Annotated in this window: 18 protein-coding genes; 17 read left to right on the plus strand and 1 reads right to left on the minus strand. The window is 61.4% G+C overall.

The genetic code is table 11. The annotated features are described in order from the left end of the window. Nucleotides 1-46: 46 nt before the first annotated feature. From iscR to der, 17 genes are all read left to right on the plus strand, one after another. Complete coding sequence (gene iscR, locus CW305_RS02365; protein WP_014819461.1) at nt 47-538, plus strand: Fe-S cluster assembly transcriptional regulator IscR; 492 nt, start codon at nt 47-49, stop codon at nt 536-538. Nucleotides 539-569: 31 nt separating this feature from the next. Further along, nucleotides 570-1,784 carry an IscS subfamily cysteine desulfurase gene (locus CW305_RS02370; RefSeq protein WP_014819462.1) on the plus strand — a complete coding sequence of 405 codons (1,215 nt, stop codon included), beginning with the start codon at nt 570-572 and terminating at the stop codon, nt 1,782-1,784. A gap of 43 nt (nt 1,785-1,827) precedes the next feature. Further along, nucleotides 1,828-2,214: a Fe-S cluster assembly scaffold IscU gene (gene iscU, locus CW305_RS02375; protein ID WP_003284664.1), complete on the plus strand. Its 387-nt coding sequence runs from the start codon at nt 1,828-1,830 to the stop codon at nt 2,212-2,214. Between the two features lie 14 nt (nt 2,215-2,228). Continuing rightward, nucleotides 2,229-2,552 carry an iron-sulfur cluster assembly protein IscA gene (gene iscA / locus CW305_RS02380; RefSeq protein ID WP_003298170.1) on the plus strand — a complete coding sequence of 108 codons (324 nt, stop codon included), beginning with the start codon at nt 2,229-2,231 and terminating at the stop codon, nt 2,550-2,552. A 7-nt stretch (nt 2,553-2,559) separates the two neighbouring features. Next, on the plus strand, nt 2,560-3,081 hold the full coding sequence (hscB, locus tag CW305_RS02385) for a co-chaperone HscB (protein ID WP_104097013.1): 522 nt from the start codon (nt 2,560-2,562) through the stop codon (nt 3,079-3,081). A 41-nt stretch (nt 3,082-3,122) separates the two neighbouring features. Next, nucleotides 3,123-4,985, plus strand: a complete 1,863-nt coding sequence (gene hscA / locus CW305_RS02390) for a Fe-S protein assembly chaperone HscA (protein WP_104097014.1) — start codon at nt 3,123-3,125, stop codon at nt 4,983-4,985. 5 nt (nt 4,986-4,990) lie between these two features. Then, a complete protein-coding gene (gene fdx / locus CW305_RS02395; RefSeq protein ID WP_003298166.1) occupies nt 4,991-5,329 on the plus strand; it encodes an ISC system 2Fe-2S type ferredoxin in 339 nt (112 codons plus the stop codon). Between the two features lie 11 nt (nt 5,330-5,340). Then, nucleotides 5,341-5,541: a Fe-S cluster assembly protein IscX gene (iscX, locus tag CW305_RS02400; protein WP_041013198.1), complete on the plus strand. Its 201-nt coding sequence runs from the start codon at nt 5,341-5,343 to the stop codon at nt 5,539-5,541. A gap of 168 nt (nt 5,542-5,709) precedes the next feature. After that, a complete protein-coding gene (ndk, locus tag CW305_RS02405; RefSeq protein WP_003284654.1) occupies nt 5,710-6,141 on the plus strand; it encodes a nucleoside-diphosphate kinase in 432 nt (143 codons plus the stop codon). Nucleotides 6,142-6,160: 19 nt separating this feature from the next. Beyond that, a complete protein-coding gene (gene rlmN / locus CW305_RS02410) occupies nt 6,161-7,309 on the plus strand; it encodes a dual-specificity RNA methyltransferase RlmN (RefSeq protein ID WP_014819466.1) in 1,149 nt (382 codons plus the stop codon). Between the two features lie 11 nt (nt 7,310-7,320). Continuing rightward, nucleotides 7,321-8,079: a type IV pilus biogenesis/stability protein PilW gene (gene pilW / locus CW305_RS02415; RefSeq protein WP_014819467.1), complete on the plus strand. Its 759-nt coding sequence runs from the start codon at nt 7,321-7,323 to the stop codon at nt 8,077-8,079. Beyond that, complete coding sequence (locus tag CW305_RS02420; RefSeq protein WP_104097015.1) at nt 8,076-9,083, plus strand: RodZ domain-containing protein; 1,008 nt, start codon at nt 8,076-8,078, stop codon at nt 9,081-9,083. The genes pilW and CW305_RS02420 overlap by 4 nt, the downstream gene beginning before the upstream one ends. 7 nt (nt 9,084-9,090) lie before the next feature. Next, nucleotides 9,091-10,203 (plus strand): flavodoxin-dependent (E)-4-hydroxy-3-methylbut-2-enyl-diphosphate synthase, encoded by a 1,113-nt coding sequence (ispG, locus tag CW305_RS02425; protein WP_003298158.1) that lies wholly within the window; start codon nt 9,091-9,093, stop codon nt 10,201-10,203. Between the two features lie 16 nt (nt 10,204-10,219). Further along, nucleotides 10,220-11,509, plus strand: a complete 1,290-nt coding sequence (gene hisS / locus CW305_RS02430; protein WP_104097016.1) for a histidine--tRNA ligase — start codon at nt 10,220-10,222, stop codon at nt 11,507-11,509. Nucleotides 11,510-11,536: 27 nt separating this feature from the next. Further along, a complete protein-coding gene (locus tag CW305_RS02435) occupies nt 11,537-12,178 on the plus strand; it encodes a tetratricopeptide repeat protein (RefSeq protein ID WP_104097017.1) in 642 nt (213 codons plus the stop codon). A gap of 3 nt (nt 12,179-12,181) precedes the next feature. Further along, a complete protein-coding gene (gene bamB / locus CW305_RS02440; protein WP_104097018.1) occupies nt 12,182-13,330 on the plus strand; it encodes an outer membrane protein assembly factor BamB in 1,149 nt (382 codons plus the stop codon). 102 nt (nt 13,331-13,432) lie between these two features. After that, nucleotides 13,433-14,911, plus strand: coding sequence for a ribosome biogenesis GTPase Der (gene der / locus CW305_RS02445; RefSeq protein ID WP_104097019.1), 1,479 nt, complete (start codon nt 13,433-13,435; stop codon nt 14,909-14,911). Between the two features lie 4 nt (nt 14,912-14,915). Here the strand turns inward: der and cysE are convergent, their stop codons facing one another. Next, a complete protein-coding gene (gene cysE, locus CW305_RS02450; RefSeq protein WP_104097020.1) occupies nt 14,916-15,710 on the minus strand; it encodes a serine O-acetyltransferase in 795 nt (264 codons plus the stop codon). Nucleotides 15,711-15,852 lie beyond the last annotated feature (142 nt).

A 15,852-nucleotide genomic window follows, 5' to 3' on the forward strand; every position in this document is an offset into this window, starting at 1 on the left:
CGGGAATTGCATAATTGCGCCAAACCGTAATGCTTGGTGCAGACCGATGCGATTAACCACCAAAGGCCGTTATGCCGTGACCGCCATGCTCGATCTGGCGCTGCATGCGCAGCATGGGCCGGTCTCCCTGGCCGATATTTCCGAGCGGCAGGGTATTTCCCTTTCCTATCTCGAGCAGCTCTTCGCGAAGCTGCGCCGCGGCAGCCTGGTGACGAGCGTGCGAGGGCCCGGCGGCGGCTATCAGCTTTCTCGTGACATGGCCGGCATTCAGGTCGCCCAAGTCATCGACGCTGTGAACGAGTCGGTCGATGCCACGCGTTGCCAAGGTCTAGGCGGCTGCCACTCTGGCGATACCTGCCTGACTCACCATCTGTGGTGTGACCTCAGCCAGCAGATTCATGAATTCCTCAGCGGCATCAGCCTGGCCGACCTGGTCAAGCGCCAGGACGTGCAGCAGGTCGCCCTGCGCCAAGACATGCGCAAGGCTGGCGGCACTTCGCCGCATATGGACAAGATAGAAACGTCCGCCATCGATTGAGCAGGGCGACTGCCTGATAGGAGATATCTGAATGAAATTGCCGATTTACCTGGACTACTCTGCGACCACACCTGTGGATCCGCGTGTTGCCGCCAAGATGATCGAGTGCCTCACCAACGAAGGCAACTTCGGCAATCCGGCGTCGCGCTCTCATGCCTTTGGCTGGAAAGCCGAGGAAGCCGTGGAGAATGCGCGCCGTCAGGTTGCTGAGCTGGTGAACGCCGATCCTCGTGAAATCGTCTGGACATCCGGTGCAACCGAGTCGGACAACCTGGCCATCAAGGGCGTCGCGCATTTCTATGCGTCCAAGGGCAAGCACATCGTCACCACCAAGATCGAGCACAAGGCGGTACTGGATACCACTCGCCAGCTCGAGCGCGAAGGCTTCGAGGTCACGTATCTCGAACCGGGCGAGGATGGCATCGTCACGCCGGCGATGGTCGAAGCTGCGCTGCGCGACGACACTATTCTTGTGTCGGTCATGCACGTGAACAACGAGATCGGCACTATCAACGACATCACCGCCATCGGCGAGCTGACCCGTTCTCGCGGCATTCTTTTCCATGTCGATGCGGCGCAGTCGACCGGCAAGGTCGAAATCGATCTGGAGAAGATGAAGGTCGATCTGATGTCCTTCTCCGCTCATAAGACCTATGGGCCGAAGGGTGTGGGTGCGCTGTACGTTCGCCGTAAGCCCCGCGTCCGCCTTGAGGCACAGATGCATGGCGGTGGCCATGAGCGTGGCATGCGTTCCGGTACGCTGGCTACCCACCAGCTGGTCGGCATGGGCGAGGCCTTTCGTATCGCGAAAGACGAAATGGCCCAGGAGAACGAGCGCGTCCGCTCCCTGCGTGATCGCTTCTACAAGCAGGTCGAGCATCTCGAAGAGCTTTATGTGAACGGTAGCCTGACCGCCCGTGTACCGCACAATCTGAACCTCAGCTTCAACTACGTCGAGGGCGAGTCGCTGATCATGGCGCTCAAGGATCTGGCGGTATCGTCTGGCTCCGCCTGTACGTCCGCTTCGCTGGAGCCGTCGTACGTGCTGCGTGCACTGGGTCGTAACGACGAATTGGCGCATAGCTCCATCCGTTTCACCTTTGGTCGGTTCACTACTGAAGAGGAAATCGACTACGCAGCGCAGAAGGTTTGCGAGGCCGTCACCAAGCTGCGCGAGCTTTCGCCCCTGTGGGACATGTTCAAAGACGGCGTCGACATTTCCAAGGTCGAGTGGCAAGCCCACTGACCGGCGTCAAGCGCCGCACAGCCTGATCTAAGAGGATTGCACCATGGCATACAGCGATAAGGTCATCGACCACTACGAAAACCCGCGCAACGTCGGCAAGTTCGACGCTGAAGACCCGAGCATCGGTACCGGCATGGTAGGTGCGCCGGCATGTGGCGACGTGATGCGTTTGCAGATCAAGGTCAACGAGCAGGGCGTCATCGAAGATGCCAAGTTCAAGACCTATGGTTGCGGCTCCGCCATCGCGTCCAGCTCGCTTGCTACCGAGTGGATGAAGGGCAAAACCCTGGAAGAAGCGGAAACCATCAAGAACACGCAGCTGGCTGAAGAGCTGGCGCTGCCGCCGGTGAAGATTCACTGCTCCGTGCTCGCCGAAGATGCGATCAAGGCAGCTGTGCGTGACTACCGCGAAAAGAAAGGTCTGCTTTAAATAGGGAGGTTGCGATGGCTATCACCATGACGCCCGCTGCAGCCCAGCACGTTCGCCGTTCGCTGGACGGGCGAGGCAAGGGTGTAGGTGTGCGACTCGGGGTGCGTACGACCGGGTGTTCCGGCTTGGCGTACGTACTTGAGTTCGTCGACGAAACGGCAGCCGAAGACTCGGTGTTCGAGAGTCATGGGGTCAAGGTGATCATTGATCCCAAGAGCTTGGTATACCTCGACGGTACGGAACTCGACTTCGTTCGCGAAGGGCTCAACGAGGGCTTCAAGTTCAACAACCCGAACGTTCGTGGCGAGTGTGGCTGCGGCGAGAGCTTCAATATCTGAGGACGCCGTGGGTACTCCCTGTCATTTTGCATTGTTCGAGTTGAAGCCCGAGTTCGAGCTGGATCTCGCGTCTCTTGCCGATCGCTATCGAGAGCTTGCTCGCCAGGTTCACCCTGATCGCTTTGCCGACGCTGGCGAAAGCGAGCAGCGTCAGGCCCTTGAGCGCTCCGCCAACCTCAATGAGGCTTACCAGACGCTCAAGAGTCCGAGCCGTCGGGCAAGGTATCTGTTGGCCATCGAGGGGCATGAGGTTCCACTGGAAGCGACTGTTCAGGATCCCGCGTTCCTCATGCAGCAGATGCATTGGCGCGAGGAGCTTGAAGAGCTCCATGAGCAGGCCGATCTGGATGGCGTAGCGGCGTTCAAGTCGCGCTTGAAGCAGGCGCAGCAGCGGCTGAACGATGATTTCGCCCGCATCTGGCAGGATTCTGAGCGGCGTGCCGATGCTGAGCGTCTGGTTCGACGCATGCAGTTTCTCGACAAGCTGACCCAGGAAGTGCGCCAACTCGAAGAGCGCCTCGACGATTAACCCCGCGCAGCGCCCGGCGTTGCGCCCGATATCAGACAGACATGGCCTTACTTCAGATTGCCGAGCCCGGACAAACCCCCCAGCCCCATCAGCGGCGCCTGGCTGTCGGAATAGACTTGGGGACCACCAACTCCCTCGTAGCTGCCCTGCGCAGTGGTGTCACTGCGCCGTTGGCCGATGCTGATGGGCAAGTAATCCTGCCGTCGGTGGTGCGCTATCACGCTGACCGCATTGAGGTTGGCGCACAAGCCAAACTTGCCGCGGCCACCGATCCGTTCAACACCATCAGTTCGGTCAAGCGGCTGATGGGTCGCGGGCTGGCCGATGTGAAGCAGTTGGGCGAACAGCTGCCGTACCGCTTCCGTCAGGCTGAGTCGCAAATGCCGTTCATCGAGACCGTTCAGGGCGCCAAGAGCCCTGTGGAAGTCTCGGCTGAGATTCTGCGCGCACTCCGTCAGCGTGCCGAGGCGACCCTGGGCGGTGAGCTGGTCGGTGCGGTGATTACCGTTCCGGCCTATTTCGACGATGCCCAGCGTCAGGCGACGAAGGACGCCGCGCGACTTGCCGGGCTCAGCGTGCTGCGCCTGCTCAACGAGCCGACCGCGGCCGCCGTCGCCTATGGTCTGGATCGTCATGCCGAAGGCGTCGTCGCGATCTACGATCTCGGAGGCGGTACCTTCGATATTTCGATTCTTCGCCTGACCAAGGGCGTTTTCGAGGTGTTGGCCACTGGTGGCGACACGGCTCTGGGTGGTGATGATTTCGACCATGCGGTAGCGGACTGGATTCTCGAGCGTGCCGGTGTGTCCGGCGATCTCGAGCCGGGCGCGCAGCGTGAATTGCTGAAGATTGCCTGCGATGCCAAGGAGCATCTGAGTGATGTGGATGCGGTGGATGTCGCGTATGCCGGCTGGTCAGGCGAGCTGCAACGCGAAACCTTCGATGCGCTGATCGAGCCGATGATTGCGCGCAGTCTCAAGTCCTGCCGGCGTGCCGTGCGGGATTCGGGTGTGGAGCTTGAGGAGATTACCGCCGTGGTCATGGTCGGCGGTTCGACACGAGTGCCAAGGGTGCGCTCGGCAGTTGGGCAGCTGTTCGGTCGCGAGCCACTGACCGACATCGATCCTGATGAGGTTGTGGCCATTGGCGCGGCGATTCAGGCTGAGACCTTGGCTGGCAATAATCGCGATGGGGAAGAGCTGTTGCTGCTCGATGTGATCCCGCTGTCCCTCGGGCTGGAGACCATGGGCGGGCTGATGGAGAAGATCATTCCGCGCAACACCACGATTCCGGTGGCGCGCGCGCAGGACTTCACCACCTACAAAGATGGCCAGTCGGCCATGATGATTCATGTGCTGCAGGGCGAGCGCGAGCTGATCTCCGACTGCCGTTCGCTGGCTCGATTCGAGCTGCGCGGTATTCCGCCGATGGTCGCCGGGGCGGCAAAGATTCGCGTCACCTTCCAGGTCGATGCTGATGGCTTGCTCAGCGTGTCCGCGCGTGAGTTGGCATCCGGCGTGGAGGCGAGTATTCAGGTCAAGCCTTCCTATGGCCTCACCGATGGCGAAATCGCCAGGATGCTGGAGGACTCTTTCCGCAAGGCGGACGAGGACCGTGACGCCCGGGCGTTGCGTGAGCAGCTGGTTGATGCCCAGCGCCTGCTCGAGGCGGTCGAGGCTGCGCTGGCCGTCGATGGCGAGCGCTTGCTGTCTGCTGAAGAGCGCGTGGCGATCGACTCCCAGGTCGCCGAGTTGCGCGGATTGCTGGACAGTCAGGATGTGCTGGCCATCGAGCGCCAGACCAAACGCCTGAGCCAGATCACCGACGCCTTTGCTGCGCGTCGGCTGGATTCGACCGTCAAGGCCGCGCTGGCCGGGCGGCGGCTAAACGATATCGAGGATTGACCCAGATGCCGCAGATCATTTTCCTGCCCAATGCCGACCATTGCCCTGAAGGCGCCGTCATCGAGGCGCAGACCGGCGAGACGGTGCTGGACGCCGCGCTGCGCAATGGCATCGACATCGAGCATGCATGCGAAAAATCCTGTGCCTGCACCACCTGCCACGTCGTGGTTCGCGAAGGCTTCCAGTCACTGGAAGCTTCCGATGAGCTGGAGGACGACATGCTCGACAAGGCGTGGGGGCTTGAGCCCAATTCCCGGCTGTCCTGCCAGGCAGTGGTGGCTGATGCCGATCTAGTCGTGGAGATTCCGAAGTACACAATCAATCAGGTTTCCGAAGGGCACTGAGGGTGGGCGTCATGCAGCTGAAATGGAGTGACGTGCAGGAAATCGCCATCGAGCTGGCCGAGCGCAAGACCGATGTAGATCCGCGCTATGTGAATTTCCTTGATTTGCATCGCTGGGTGGTGGAGCTTCCGGGCTTCGCCGATGAGCCCGGTCGGGGTGGCGAGAAAGTGCTCGAAGCCATTCAGTCGGCCTGGATCGAAGAGGCCGAATAGAGCGGTCTCGAAGTTTTCGTTTTCCTCCGGTTGGGTATCTCGGGACCGTTCGGCGGTCCCTGGCGCCATCCGGGCTTCTACCCTCTACCCTTATGTTTTTTGACATGAACCCGCGTATAATCCGCGGGTTTACTCGTTCGCTTTAACCCATCAGTTTTGGAGTCCTACATGGCCCTGCAACGCACCTTCTCCATCATCAAGCCCGACGCTGTCGCCAAGAACGTCATCGGCGAAATCACTACCCGTTTCGAGAAGGCCGGCCTGCGCGTCGTCGCTTCCAAGATGGTTCAGCTATCCGAGCGCGAAGCGGCTGGCTTCTACGCCGAGCACAGCGAGCGTGGCTTCTTCAAGGATCTGGTTGCTTTCATGACTTCCGGTCCGGTCATCGTTCAGGTTCTGGAAGGCGAAGACGCCATCGCCAAGAACCGTGAGCTGATGGGCGCCACCAACCCGAAAGAAGCTGCTGCCGGCACCATCCGCGCCGATTTTGCCGTTTCCATCGACGAGAACGCCGTGCACGGTTCCGATTCGGAAGCCTCCGCTGCTCGTGAAATCGCTTACTTCTTTGCTGCCACCGAAGTGTGCGCACGCATTCGCTGATTGAGCGAAGGTGAATTCAATGATTGCCACGACCGGTAAAGTGAATCTGCTCGGGCTTACCCAGTCGCAACTGGAGAGCTTCTTCGAGTCCATCGGGGAGAAGCGTTTTCGCGCCGGTCAGGTGATGAAGTGGATTCACCATTTTGGTGTCGATGATTTCGACGCCATGAGCAATCTCGGCAAGGCCTTGCGCGAAAAGCTCAAGGCCTGCGCCGAGATTCGCGGCCCGGAGGTCGTCAGTGAAGACATCTCCAGCGATGGCACCCGCAAATGGGTCGTGCGTGTCGCCTCGGGCAGCTGTGTGGAAACTGTGTACATCCCCCAGGGCGGACGTGGAACGCTGTGCGTGTCCTCGCAGGCCGGTTGTGCGCTGGATTGCAGTTTCTGTTCCACCGGCAAGCAAGGCTTCAACAGCAACCTGACAGCGGCCGAGGTGATCGGTCAGGTCTGGATTGCTAACAAATCATTCGGCTCCATCCCGGCGAAAATCGATCGTGCGATCACCAACGTGGTGATGATGGGGATGGGCGAGCCGTTACTGAATTTCGACAACGTCGTCGCTGCCATGCACATCATGATGGACGACCTTGGTTACGGGATTTCCAAGCGCAAGGTGACGCTCTCGACCTCCGGCGTCGTGCCGATGATCGACGAGCTGGCCAAGGTCATCGACGTTTCTCTGGCATTGTCGCTGCACGCACCCAACGATGCGTTGCGCGATCAGTTGGTGCCGATCAACAAGAAGTACCCGCTGGACATGCTGCTGGCGGCATGCAAGGGCTATATCTCGAGGCTTGGCGAGAAGCGCGTGCTGACCATCGAGTACACCCTGCTCAAGGGCATCAACGATCAGCCCGAACATGCCGAGCAGATGATCACGCTGCTGGCGGATATCCCGTGCAAGATCAATCTGATCCCGTTCAATCCGTTCCCTCACTCCGGATATGAGCGGCCGAGCAACAATGCTATCCGCCGTTTTCAGGACATCCTGCACAAAGGTGGGCACAATGTAACGGTGCGTACCACCCGCGGCGAAGACATCGACGCGGCTTGCGGTCAGCTCGTCGGCCAGGTGCTGGACCGGACGCGTCGAAGCGAGAGATACATCGCTGTGCGTGAGCTACAGAGCGAGCCAGGTGCGGCGCAAACTGCTTCGAACCGATCCTGAGGGGGATGCTGATGATTTTGCGCGCTGCGCTGCTGCTTCTACTGACCGGCCTGTTGGCCGGTTGTGTGTCTTCTGGATCCACTGATCCGCTGAGAACCGACGAAGGTCGCCAGCAGGCCCGCGACGCCTATATTCAATTGGGGATCGGCTACCTGCAGCAGGGCGCCGCCGCGCGCGCCAAGACGCCACTGCGCAAGGCCCTCGAAATTGATCCGAACAGCGCCGATGCACACGCCGCCCTGGCTTTGGTATTCCAGACCGAAATGGAAAACGACCTGGCCGACAAGCACTACCGTGAAGCGCTCTCCAGTCGCAAGGACGCCCGCATACTCAACAACTACGGCAGCTTTCTGTTCGAGCAGAAGCGCTACCCCGAAGCTATGGAGCGTTTCCGTCAGGCTTCCGAAGACAACATGTATTCCGAGCGGGCGCGGGTCTTTCAGAATCTGGGTATGACTGCACTGCAGTTGGGCCAGCGTGAAGAGGCCGAACTCCATTTCACCCGCTCGCTGCGCCTCGACAGTCGCCAGCCCCGCGCGTTGCTCGAGCTTGCACTCATGGCCTTCGAGGACAAGCAATACGTTCCAGCCAAGCGTTACTACGATAGCTTCAGCCAACTGGCCGAGCAGAACGCACGGAGTCTGCTGCTCGGTATCCGTCTGGCCAACATCCATCAGGACCGCGACACTGCTGCAAGCCTCGCGCTGCAGCTGAGGCGGCTGTATCCCGGTACGGATGAATACAAGCAATATCTTTCGGAGCAACGATGACCGCGCCGCACCAAGAATCCGCTGCACCGATGGGCAACAACCCCGGCGAGACGCTGCGTATAGCTCGCGAAGACAAGGGCTGGCCGCTGTCTGCAGTTGCACAGCAGCTGAATCTCACCGAGCGCTCGCTGGCTCGCATCGAGGCCGGCGATTTCAGCCAGTTGCCAGGGCACACCTTTGCCCGGGGTTACGTTCGTGCCTATGCCAAGTTGCTGGGGTTGGATCAGAATCGCCTGGTTCAGGAGTTCGACCTGCACACCGGTACCAACGCTTCCGGAAGCAACGTCAACAGCCTGGGGCGCATCGAAGAGCCCGGCCGTCTGTCGCGAAGCTTCATGCGCTTCTTCGGCTTTGCCTTGTTGCTGCTCCTGGCTGCAGTCGCCTGGTATTGGTGGCAGGAACGCATGGCTCGAGAGGCCACGACGCCACCGGTCTCGGCGCTGGAGCGAATCGAAGTGGAAGGCGCGGATGGAACCACCGAGATCCATCTGCTTGATCGCGCTGACGAGGGTGCCGAGCAGCAGAGCGAACAGCCAGTCGAGCAAACAGCACCGCTAGCCGATTCGAACGAGAGTGAAGCGATCGAGTCTGAGCAACAGGCTCCAGCCACCACTGATGTGCAGGGCACCATCACCGAGCCGGCGGGCGAGGCCGCGCAGTCTCTGCCGCTGACGCTGCCTGACAGCCCCACGCAAGGCGCTGACGCAACGGCCTCCCCGGCTCCCACGAGTGCCTCGAGCGACACCGCCCCGCCAGTAGCCGGCGAGGCCCAGCTAGAGCTGAGTTTCACCGCCGATTGCTGGACGCGAGTCAGCGATGCCGACGGACGGGTACTGTTCAGCGCGCTGGCCAAGGCTGGGACGAGCAGGGCGGTCAGCGGCAAGGCACCATTGGACGTACATCTGGGCTACGCTCGCGGCGCCCAACTCAGTTACAACGGCGAAGCTGTGAACCTCGCCTCTCATATGCGCGGCGAGACAGCGCGCCTCAAGCTCGGACAGTAAGCTGACCATGCATTCCGAATCTCCTATCAAGCGTCGCCAATCCCGCAAGATCTGGGTGGGCAATGTGCCGGTCGGTGGTGATGCGCCGATTTCCGTACAGAGCATGACCAATACCGAGACCTGTGATGTCGAGGCGACGGTTGCGCAGATCCAGCGCCTGGCCAATGCAGGCGCCGATATCGTCAGGGTTTCAGTGCCTTCCATGGAGGCTGCCGAGGCCTTTGGGCGCATCAAGCAACTGGTGCAGTTGCCGCTGGTGGCCGACATCCATTTCGATTATCAGATCGCTCTGCGCGTGGCCGAGCTCGGCGTTGATTGCCTGCGCATCAATCCCGGCAATATCGGTCGCGAAGATCGCGTGCGCGCGGTGGTCGATGCGGCGCGCGACAAGGGCATCCCGATCCGCATCGGGGTGAATGCCGGTTCGCTGGAAAAGGACCTGCAGAAAAAGTACGGCGAGCCGACCCCGCAGGCGCTGGTGGAGTCCGCCCTGCGCCATGTCGATCATCTCGATCGCCTGGACTTCCAGGACTTCAAGGTCAGCGTAAAGGCTTCCGACGTATTCATGGCGGTCGAGGCCTATCGGTTGCTGGCCGGGCAGATCGAACAGCCGCTGCACCTGGGCATTACCGAGGCGGGTGGACTGCGTTCCGGCACCGTGAAGTCCGCGGTCGGGCTGGGCATGCTGCTCGCTGAAGGCATCGGTGACACCATTCGCGTGTCGCTGGCGGCCGATCCTGTCGAGGAAATCAAGGTCGGCTTCGATATCCTCAAGTCGCTGCGTCTGCGTTCACGTGGTATCAACTTCATCGCCTGCCCGAGCTGCTCGCGGCAGAACTTCGATGTGGTCAAGACCATGAACGAGCTGGAAACCCGCGTGGAAGACCTGCTGGTACCGATGGACGTTGCCGTGATCGGTTGTGTGGTGAACGGTCCGGGAGAGGCGAAGGAGGCCCATGTCGGGTTGACCGGTGGCAGCCCTAACAACCTGGTCTACATCGACGGCAAGCCGGCGCAAAAACTGAACAACGAAAATCTCGTCGATGAGCTGGAGCAGCTCATCCGACGCAAGGCCGCCGAGAAGCTCGCGGCCGACGCGGCGGTCATCGCGCGCAGCTGATCTTTAAGGAATCCCATTGAGCAAGTCCCTGCAAGCCATTCGTGGCATGAACGACATCCTGCCTGCGCAGACCCCGACCTGGCGTTATCTGGAAAGCACCTTCGCGCAACTGCTCGACAGCTACGGCTACAGCGAGATTCGCCTGCCTATCCTGGAGTTCACCGACCTCTTCGCTCGCGGCATCGGCGAAGGCACCGACGTGGTCGACAAGGAGATGTACACCTTCCTCGATCGCAACGAAGAGTCGCTGACCCTGCGTCCTGAAGGCACTGCCGGTTGTGTGCGCGCCGTGCTCGAGCATGGCATGACCGGTGGCGGCCAGGTGCAGAAGCTCTGGTGCACCGGGCCGATGTTTCGTTATGAGAAGCCGCAGAAGGGCCGCTATCGGCAGTTCCACCAGATCGGCGTGGAAGTCTTCAACCAGCCTGGGCCGGATGTCGACGCCGAGCTGATCGTGATGACGGCGCGCCTGTGGAAGCAGCTCGGCCTGGCCGACGCTGTAACGCTGCAGCTCAACAGCCTGGGCTCCAGCGAAGCACGTGCGCGCTACCGCGATGCGCTGGTGGCCTACCTGCAGCAGCGTTTCGATCAGCTCGACGAGGACAGCCAGCGGCGCCTGACGACCAATCCGCTACGTATTCTCGACAGCAAGAATGCCCAGACTCAGGCGCTGCTGGCCGATGCACCGACGCTGCATGACTACCTCGACGATGAGTCGCGCGTGCATTTCGAAGGCCTGAAGGCGCGCCTCGATGCAGTCGGCATCGCCTACGAAATCAACCCGAAGCTGGTGCGTGGTCTGGATTACTACGGTCGAACCGTGTTCGAGTGGGTTACCGACAAACTGGGTTCGCAGGGCACCGTCTGCGCTGGCGGCCGTTACGATGGCCTGATCAGTCAGTTTGGCGGTAAGCCTACCCCGGGTGTCGGCTTCGCCATGGGCGTCGAGCGCCTGGTGCTGCTGCTGGAAACCCTTGGTCTGGTGCCGGACGCCCTGAGCCCGGCGCCGCATGCCTATATCTGCGCATTCGGTGAGCCTGCTGAGCTGGCAGCACTGGCTCTGGCCGAGCGCCTGCGCGATATGCTGCCAGGGCTGCGCCTGCTGGTGAACGCCGGTGGCGGCAGTTTCAAGAGTCAGTTCAAGAAAGCGGACAAGAGCGGCGCGCGCTTTGCGCTGATCCTGGGTGACGACGAACTGGCAGGGCGCGTGGTAGGTTGCAAGCCGCTACGCGACGACAGCGAGCAACAAAGCATTGCCTGGGATGCTCTGCCCGAGCGTCTGGCTGCCTGCCTCGAGCAGGTCTGAGACTAAGCGAATGAAAGGAGTGACAGCGTGACCTCGGGTACCGAAGAAGAAACACTGGCGCAGATCAAAGACTGGTGGCAGCGCAACGGCAAGCCTCTTCTGTTTGGGGCTGTGCTCGCTCTGGTCTTGGTGTTCGGCTGGCAATTCTGGCAGAACCATCAGGTCAACCAGGCGCAGGGTGCCTCGGTGATCTATCAGCAGCTGCTCGGCGCAGCGCTGGAAGAAGGTGAAGCCGATGCGGCGGAAGTTGCGCGATTGGGCAATCTGCTGAAGAAAGATTTCGCCGGCACGCATTATGCGCAGTACGGCAGCCTGTTCGTGGCGAAGGTGGCGGTCGAGTCGGGGCGGTTGGACGAAGCGGCTAGCGAGCTTCGCGCCGTGGTCGACAAGCCCGCCGACAAGACGCTGGACGAGCTGGCTCGTCAGCGTCTGGCACGCGTTCTGGCTGCGCAGGACAAGGCAGAAGAAGCGCTCAGGCTGCTGGACGGCAAGGCTGATCAGGCCTTCGCTGCCAGTCGCGAGGAGCTGCGCGGCGATCTGCTGGTGCAGCTTGGCCGACGCGACGAGGCACATGCGGCCTACACCGCGGCGAAAGAGTCGCTGTCCCAGGATGCGGCCATCGGTGGTCTGCAAATGAAGCTGGATGATCTGGCCCGAGGGGAGGCGTAAACGATGCGCTGGAAGACTGCAGCATTGCTGACCCTGGCCGTACTGGCCGCGGGTTGTAGCAACAAGGACACTAAAGAGCCGGAGCCGGCGGAGCTGACCAAGTTCGAGGCGGAAATCTCCTTGAAGAAGGAGTGGAGTCGCTCGATTGGTGAGGGGCAGGGCAAGACCTACAACCTGCTGACGCCGGTGGTGTATGGCGACCAGATTTACGCCGCCGATGTCGAAGGGCTGGTGGTATCCATGGATCGCCTGACCGGCAAGGTCAACTGGAAGAAGGACCTCGAAACGCCGGTTTCCGGCGGGGTAGGCGCCGGGTACGGCCTGGTGCTGGTTGGCACCCTGCGCGGTGAAGTGCTGGCGCTGGACGTCAGCACGGGCGAGGAGCGCTGGCGCAGTCAGGTCAGCAGTGAAGTGCTGGCTGCCCCGGCCGTCAATGGCGACATCGTCCTGGTGCAGACGCAGGATGATCGGCTGATCGCGCTGGAGATAGATACCGGCGCGCAGCGCTGGAGCTACGAGAGCTCTCCTGCGGTGCTGACGCTACGCGGGACCGGCGCACCGCTGCTGACCAATCAGCTGGCCGTTGCCGGCCTGTCCAGCGGCAAAGTGGTCGCACTGGATACCCGTCGCGGGCTTCCGGTCTGGGAGCAGCGCGTTGCCATTCCGCAAGGACGTTCGGAGCTTGAGCGGGTCGTCGATATCGACGGTGGTCTGCTGCTATCCGGTGGCACGCTCTACGTCACCAGCTATCAGGGCCGTGCCGCGGCACTGGAACTGGAAAGTGGTCGTGTCCTCTGGCAGCGCGATGCGTCCAGCTATTCGGGCGCTGCGCTCGGCTACGGTAGCGTTTACCTGAGCCTTGCCGACGGCACTGTCGAGGGGATCGACGAGCGCTCCACGACTGCTCTGTGGCGCAATGAGTCCATGGCGCGCCGCCAGCTTTCGGCTCCCGCAGTATTTTCCAGCTATGTTGTGGTGGGTGACATCGAAGGCTATCTGCACCTGCTGAGCCAGGTCGATGGTCGTTTCGTCGCTCGCGAGCGTATCGACAGCTCTGGCGTCCGTGCCCGTCCGGTAGTCGAGGGCGACTGGCTGTATGCCTTCGGCAATGACGGCAAGCTGGTGGCGTTGACTATCCGTCAGGCTGACTGACCGCAAGTTGCGCCCACGGCTCCGCCTGGCGGAGCCCTGAATATTCGGCCGCTGCAATGCAGCGGCCTTCGTGTTTTCTGAAATATCGCAGTGGAGAGCCGCATGGTTCCCGTAATCGCCCTGGTGGGCCGCCCGAACGTCGGCAAGTCCACCCTGTTCAATCGTCTGACCAAGAGCCGCGACGCCATCGTGGCCGAGTACGCCGGTCTGACCCGAGATCGCCAGTACGGCGAGGCCAAATGGCAGGGCCGCACCTACATCGTCATCGACACTGGTGGTCTGACCGGCGATGAGGACGGCATCGACGCCAAGATGGCCGAGCAGTCCCTGCAAGCCATGCAAGAGGCCGATGCGGTGATGTTCATGGTTGACGCGCGTGCCGGCATGACGCCTGGCGATCAGATGATTGCCGAGCACCTGCGCAAGATGAACAAGCGCCACTTCCTGGTGGCGAACAAGGTCGACAGTATCGATCCGGATATCGCCCGAGCGGAATTCAGCCCGTTGGGCCTGGGCGACGCCCTGCCGATCGCCGCCGCCCATGGCCGTGGTATCACCCATATGCTCGAGCAGGCACTCGGCATGTTCCCCAAGGACAACGCCGAAGTTGCCGAAGCCGAGGGTGAAGAGGGCGAGACGGTTGCCGAAGGAGAAGAGCTCAAGCGCATCCCTGGACCGAGCGAAAAGGATGGCATCAAGATCGCGATCATCGGCCGGCCCAATGTGGGCAAGTCGACGCTGGTCAATCGCATGCTCGGCGAGGAACGGGTCATCGTTTATGACCAGGCCGGTACAACCCGCGACAGCATCTACATTCCCTTCGAACGTGACGACGCGAAGTACACACTGATCGACACGGCCGGTGTGCGCCGTCGCGGCAAGATCTTCGAGGCCGTAGAAAAGTTCTCGGTGGTCAAGACGCTGCAGGCGATCCAGGACTCCAACGTCGTGATTTTCGTCATGGATGCCCGCGAGGGAGTGGTCGAACACGATCTGAACCTGCTCGGCTTCGTGCTGGAAAGCGGTCGGGCGTTGGTCATCGCACTGAACAAGTGGGACGGCATGGAGCCGAGTGAGCGCGACTCTGTGAAGACCGAGCTGGAGCGTCGGTTGTTCTTCGTCGAGTTCGCCGACATCCACTTCATCTCCGCCAAGCATGGCACCGGCGTCGGTAATCTGTACAAGTCCGTGCAGGCCTCGTTTACTTCAGCCGTGACGCGATGGCCCACCAGCCGTCTGACGCAGATCCTTGAAGATGCGGTTCGCGAGCATGCGCCGCCGATGGTTGCCAGCCGCCGGATCAAGCTTCGTTACGCGCACTTGGGCGGCGCCAACCCGCCTCTGATCGTGATCCACGGCAACCAGGTCGACTCGATTCCAAAGTCCTACACCCGTTATCTGGAAAACACCTACCGACGCGTTTTGAAGCTGGTCGGTACGCCGATTCGTATCGAGTACAAGGGCGGAGAAAACCCTTACGAGGGCAAGAAAAACACGCTTACCGACCGCCAGGTCAACAAGAAGCGCCGTCTCATGTCGCACCACAAGAAGGCCGAGAAGAAGCGCCGCGACAAGCGCTGACTGCTCAGCGATCTCCGTCGAACGACTGGTCCATATCCAGGGCCGGTCGTGCGTGGCGCGGCGTGCCGACCTGACGAGCCGGATTGCCAACCACCGTGGTATGCGGCGCAACGGGATGCAGCACGATGCTGCCGGCGCCAACCTTGGCGCCTTCGCCAATCTCGATGTTCCCGAGAATCTTCGCTCCAGCGCCGATCATCACGCCGCTGCGCACCGTCGGATGGCGGTCGCCGCCTTCCTTGCCCGTACCGCCCAGGGTAACGCCCTGCAGGATCGAGACGTCATCGCCCACCACAGCGGTTTCGCCGATGACAATGCCGGTCCCGTGATCGAGCATGATGCCGCTGCCGATGCGGCTGGCCGGGTTGATGTCGATGCCCAGGCGTTCATTGCTGCGTGCCTGGATGAACATTGCCAGCAGGCGTTCGCCCCGTTCATGCAAGTGGTGCCCGACACGATAGGCCTGTAACGCCAGATAACCCTTGGAGAACAGAAACACTTCCAGCACGGTGTCGAACGCCGGGTCGCGGCTGACGATTGCCTGCAGGTCAGAGCACGCCACCTCGGCGAGCGCTGCGGCCTGTTGGTGAATGCCAGCGAAACGATCAGTCAGCGTACGGCTCTGCTCGGTGCCTTCCGCGAGTGCTTGCCCAATGCGCTGGGCAAGCGCGCAGCCGAAATCGGGATGGTCGAGGATAGCCCGCTGGAATAGCGCGGCCAGGGTCGGCTCCGCATCCAGCGCGTGAAGCGCCTGGGCGCGTAGCTCGTTCCACAGCGTGCTGACTGAATGACTGGACATGCGAGGTTCCTTATTGTCGATACGCGAGGGTGCTCGTTCGCTGCACTGTAGCAGCCCGCTGGCAGGCGCCGTGCACCCTCGTATCGTGCATCGCTGTTCGGCTATCCTGTCTGCCTTCCTGCCGACCCCCCGTGCGGCAGGC

The organism is Stutzerimonas kunmingensis (assembly GCF_002929225.1).
In the GTDB taxonomy this organism is placed as follows: Bacteria; Pseudomonadota; Gammaproteobacteria; order Pseudomonadales; family Pseudomonadaceae; genus Stutzerimonas.

Coding starts and splice junctions, on each gene's coding strand:
- iscR (WP_014819461.1), top strand. CDS start 47: ATGCGATTAACCACCAAAGGCCGTTATGCCGTGACCGCCATGCTCGAT.
- CW305_RS02370 (WP_014819462.1), top strand. CDS start 570: ATGAAATTGCCGATTTACCTGGACTACTCTGCGACCACACCTGTGGAT.
- iscU (WP_003284664.1), top strand. CDS start 1,828: ATGGCATACAGCGATAAGGTCATCGACCACTACGAAAACCCGCGCAAC.
- iscA (WP_003298170.1), top strand. CDS start 2,229: ATGGCTATCACCATGACGCCCGCTGCAGCCCAGCACGTTCGCCGTTCG.
- hscA (WP_104097014.1), top strand. CDS start 3,123: ATGGCCTTACTTCAGATTGCCGAGCCCGGACAAACCCCCCAGCCCCAT.
- fdx (WP_003298166.1), top strand. CDS start 4,991: ATGCCGCAGATCATTTTCCTGCCCAATGCCGACCATTGCCCTGAAGGC.
- iscX (WP_041013198.1), top strand. CDS start 5,341: ATGCAGCTGAAATGGAGTGACGTGCAGGAAATCGCCATCGAGCTGGCC.
- ndk (WP_003284654.1), top strand. CDS start 5,710: ATGGCCCTGCAACGCACCTTCTCCATCATCAAGCCCGACGCTGTCGCC.
- rlmN (WP_014819466.1), top strand. CDS start 6,161: ATGATTGCCACGACCGGTAAAGTGAATCTGCTCGGGCTTACCCAGTCG.
- pilW (WP_014819467.1), top strand. CDS start 7,321: ATGATTTTGCGCGCTGCGCTGCTGCTTCTACTGACCGGCCTGTTGGCC.
- CW305_RS02420 (WP_104097015.1), top strand. CDS start 8,076: ATGACCGCGCCGCACCAAGAATCCGCTGCACCGATGGGCAACAACCCC.
- ispG (WP_003298158.1), top strand. CDS start 9,091: ATGCATTCCGAATCTCCTATCAAGCGTCGCCAATCCCGCAAGATCTGG.
- bamB (WP_104097018.1), top strand. CDS start 12,182: ATGCGCTGGAAGACTGCAGCATTGCTGACCCTGGCCGTACTGGCCGCG.
- der (WP_104097019.1), top strand. CDS start 13,433: ATGGTTCCCGTAATCGCCCTGGTGGGCCGCCCGAACGTCGGCAAGTCC.
- cysE (WP_104097020.1), bottom strand. CDS start 15,710: ATGTCCAGTCATTCAGTCAGCACGCTGTGGAACGAGCTACGCGCCCAG.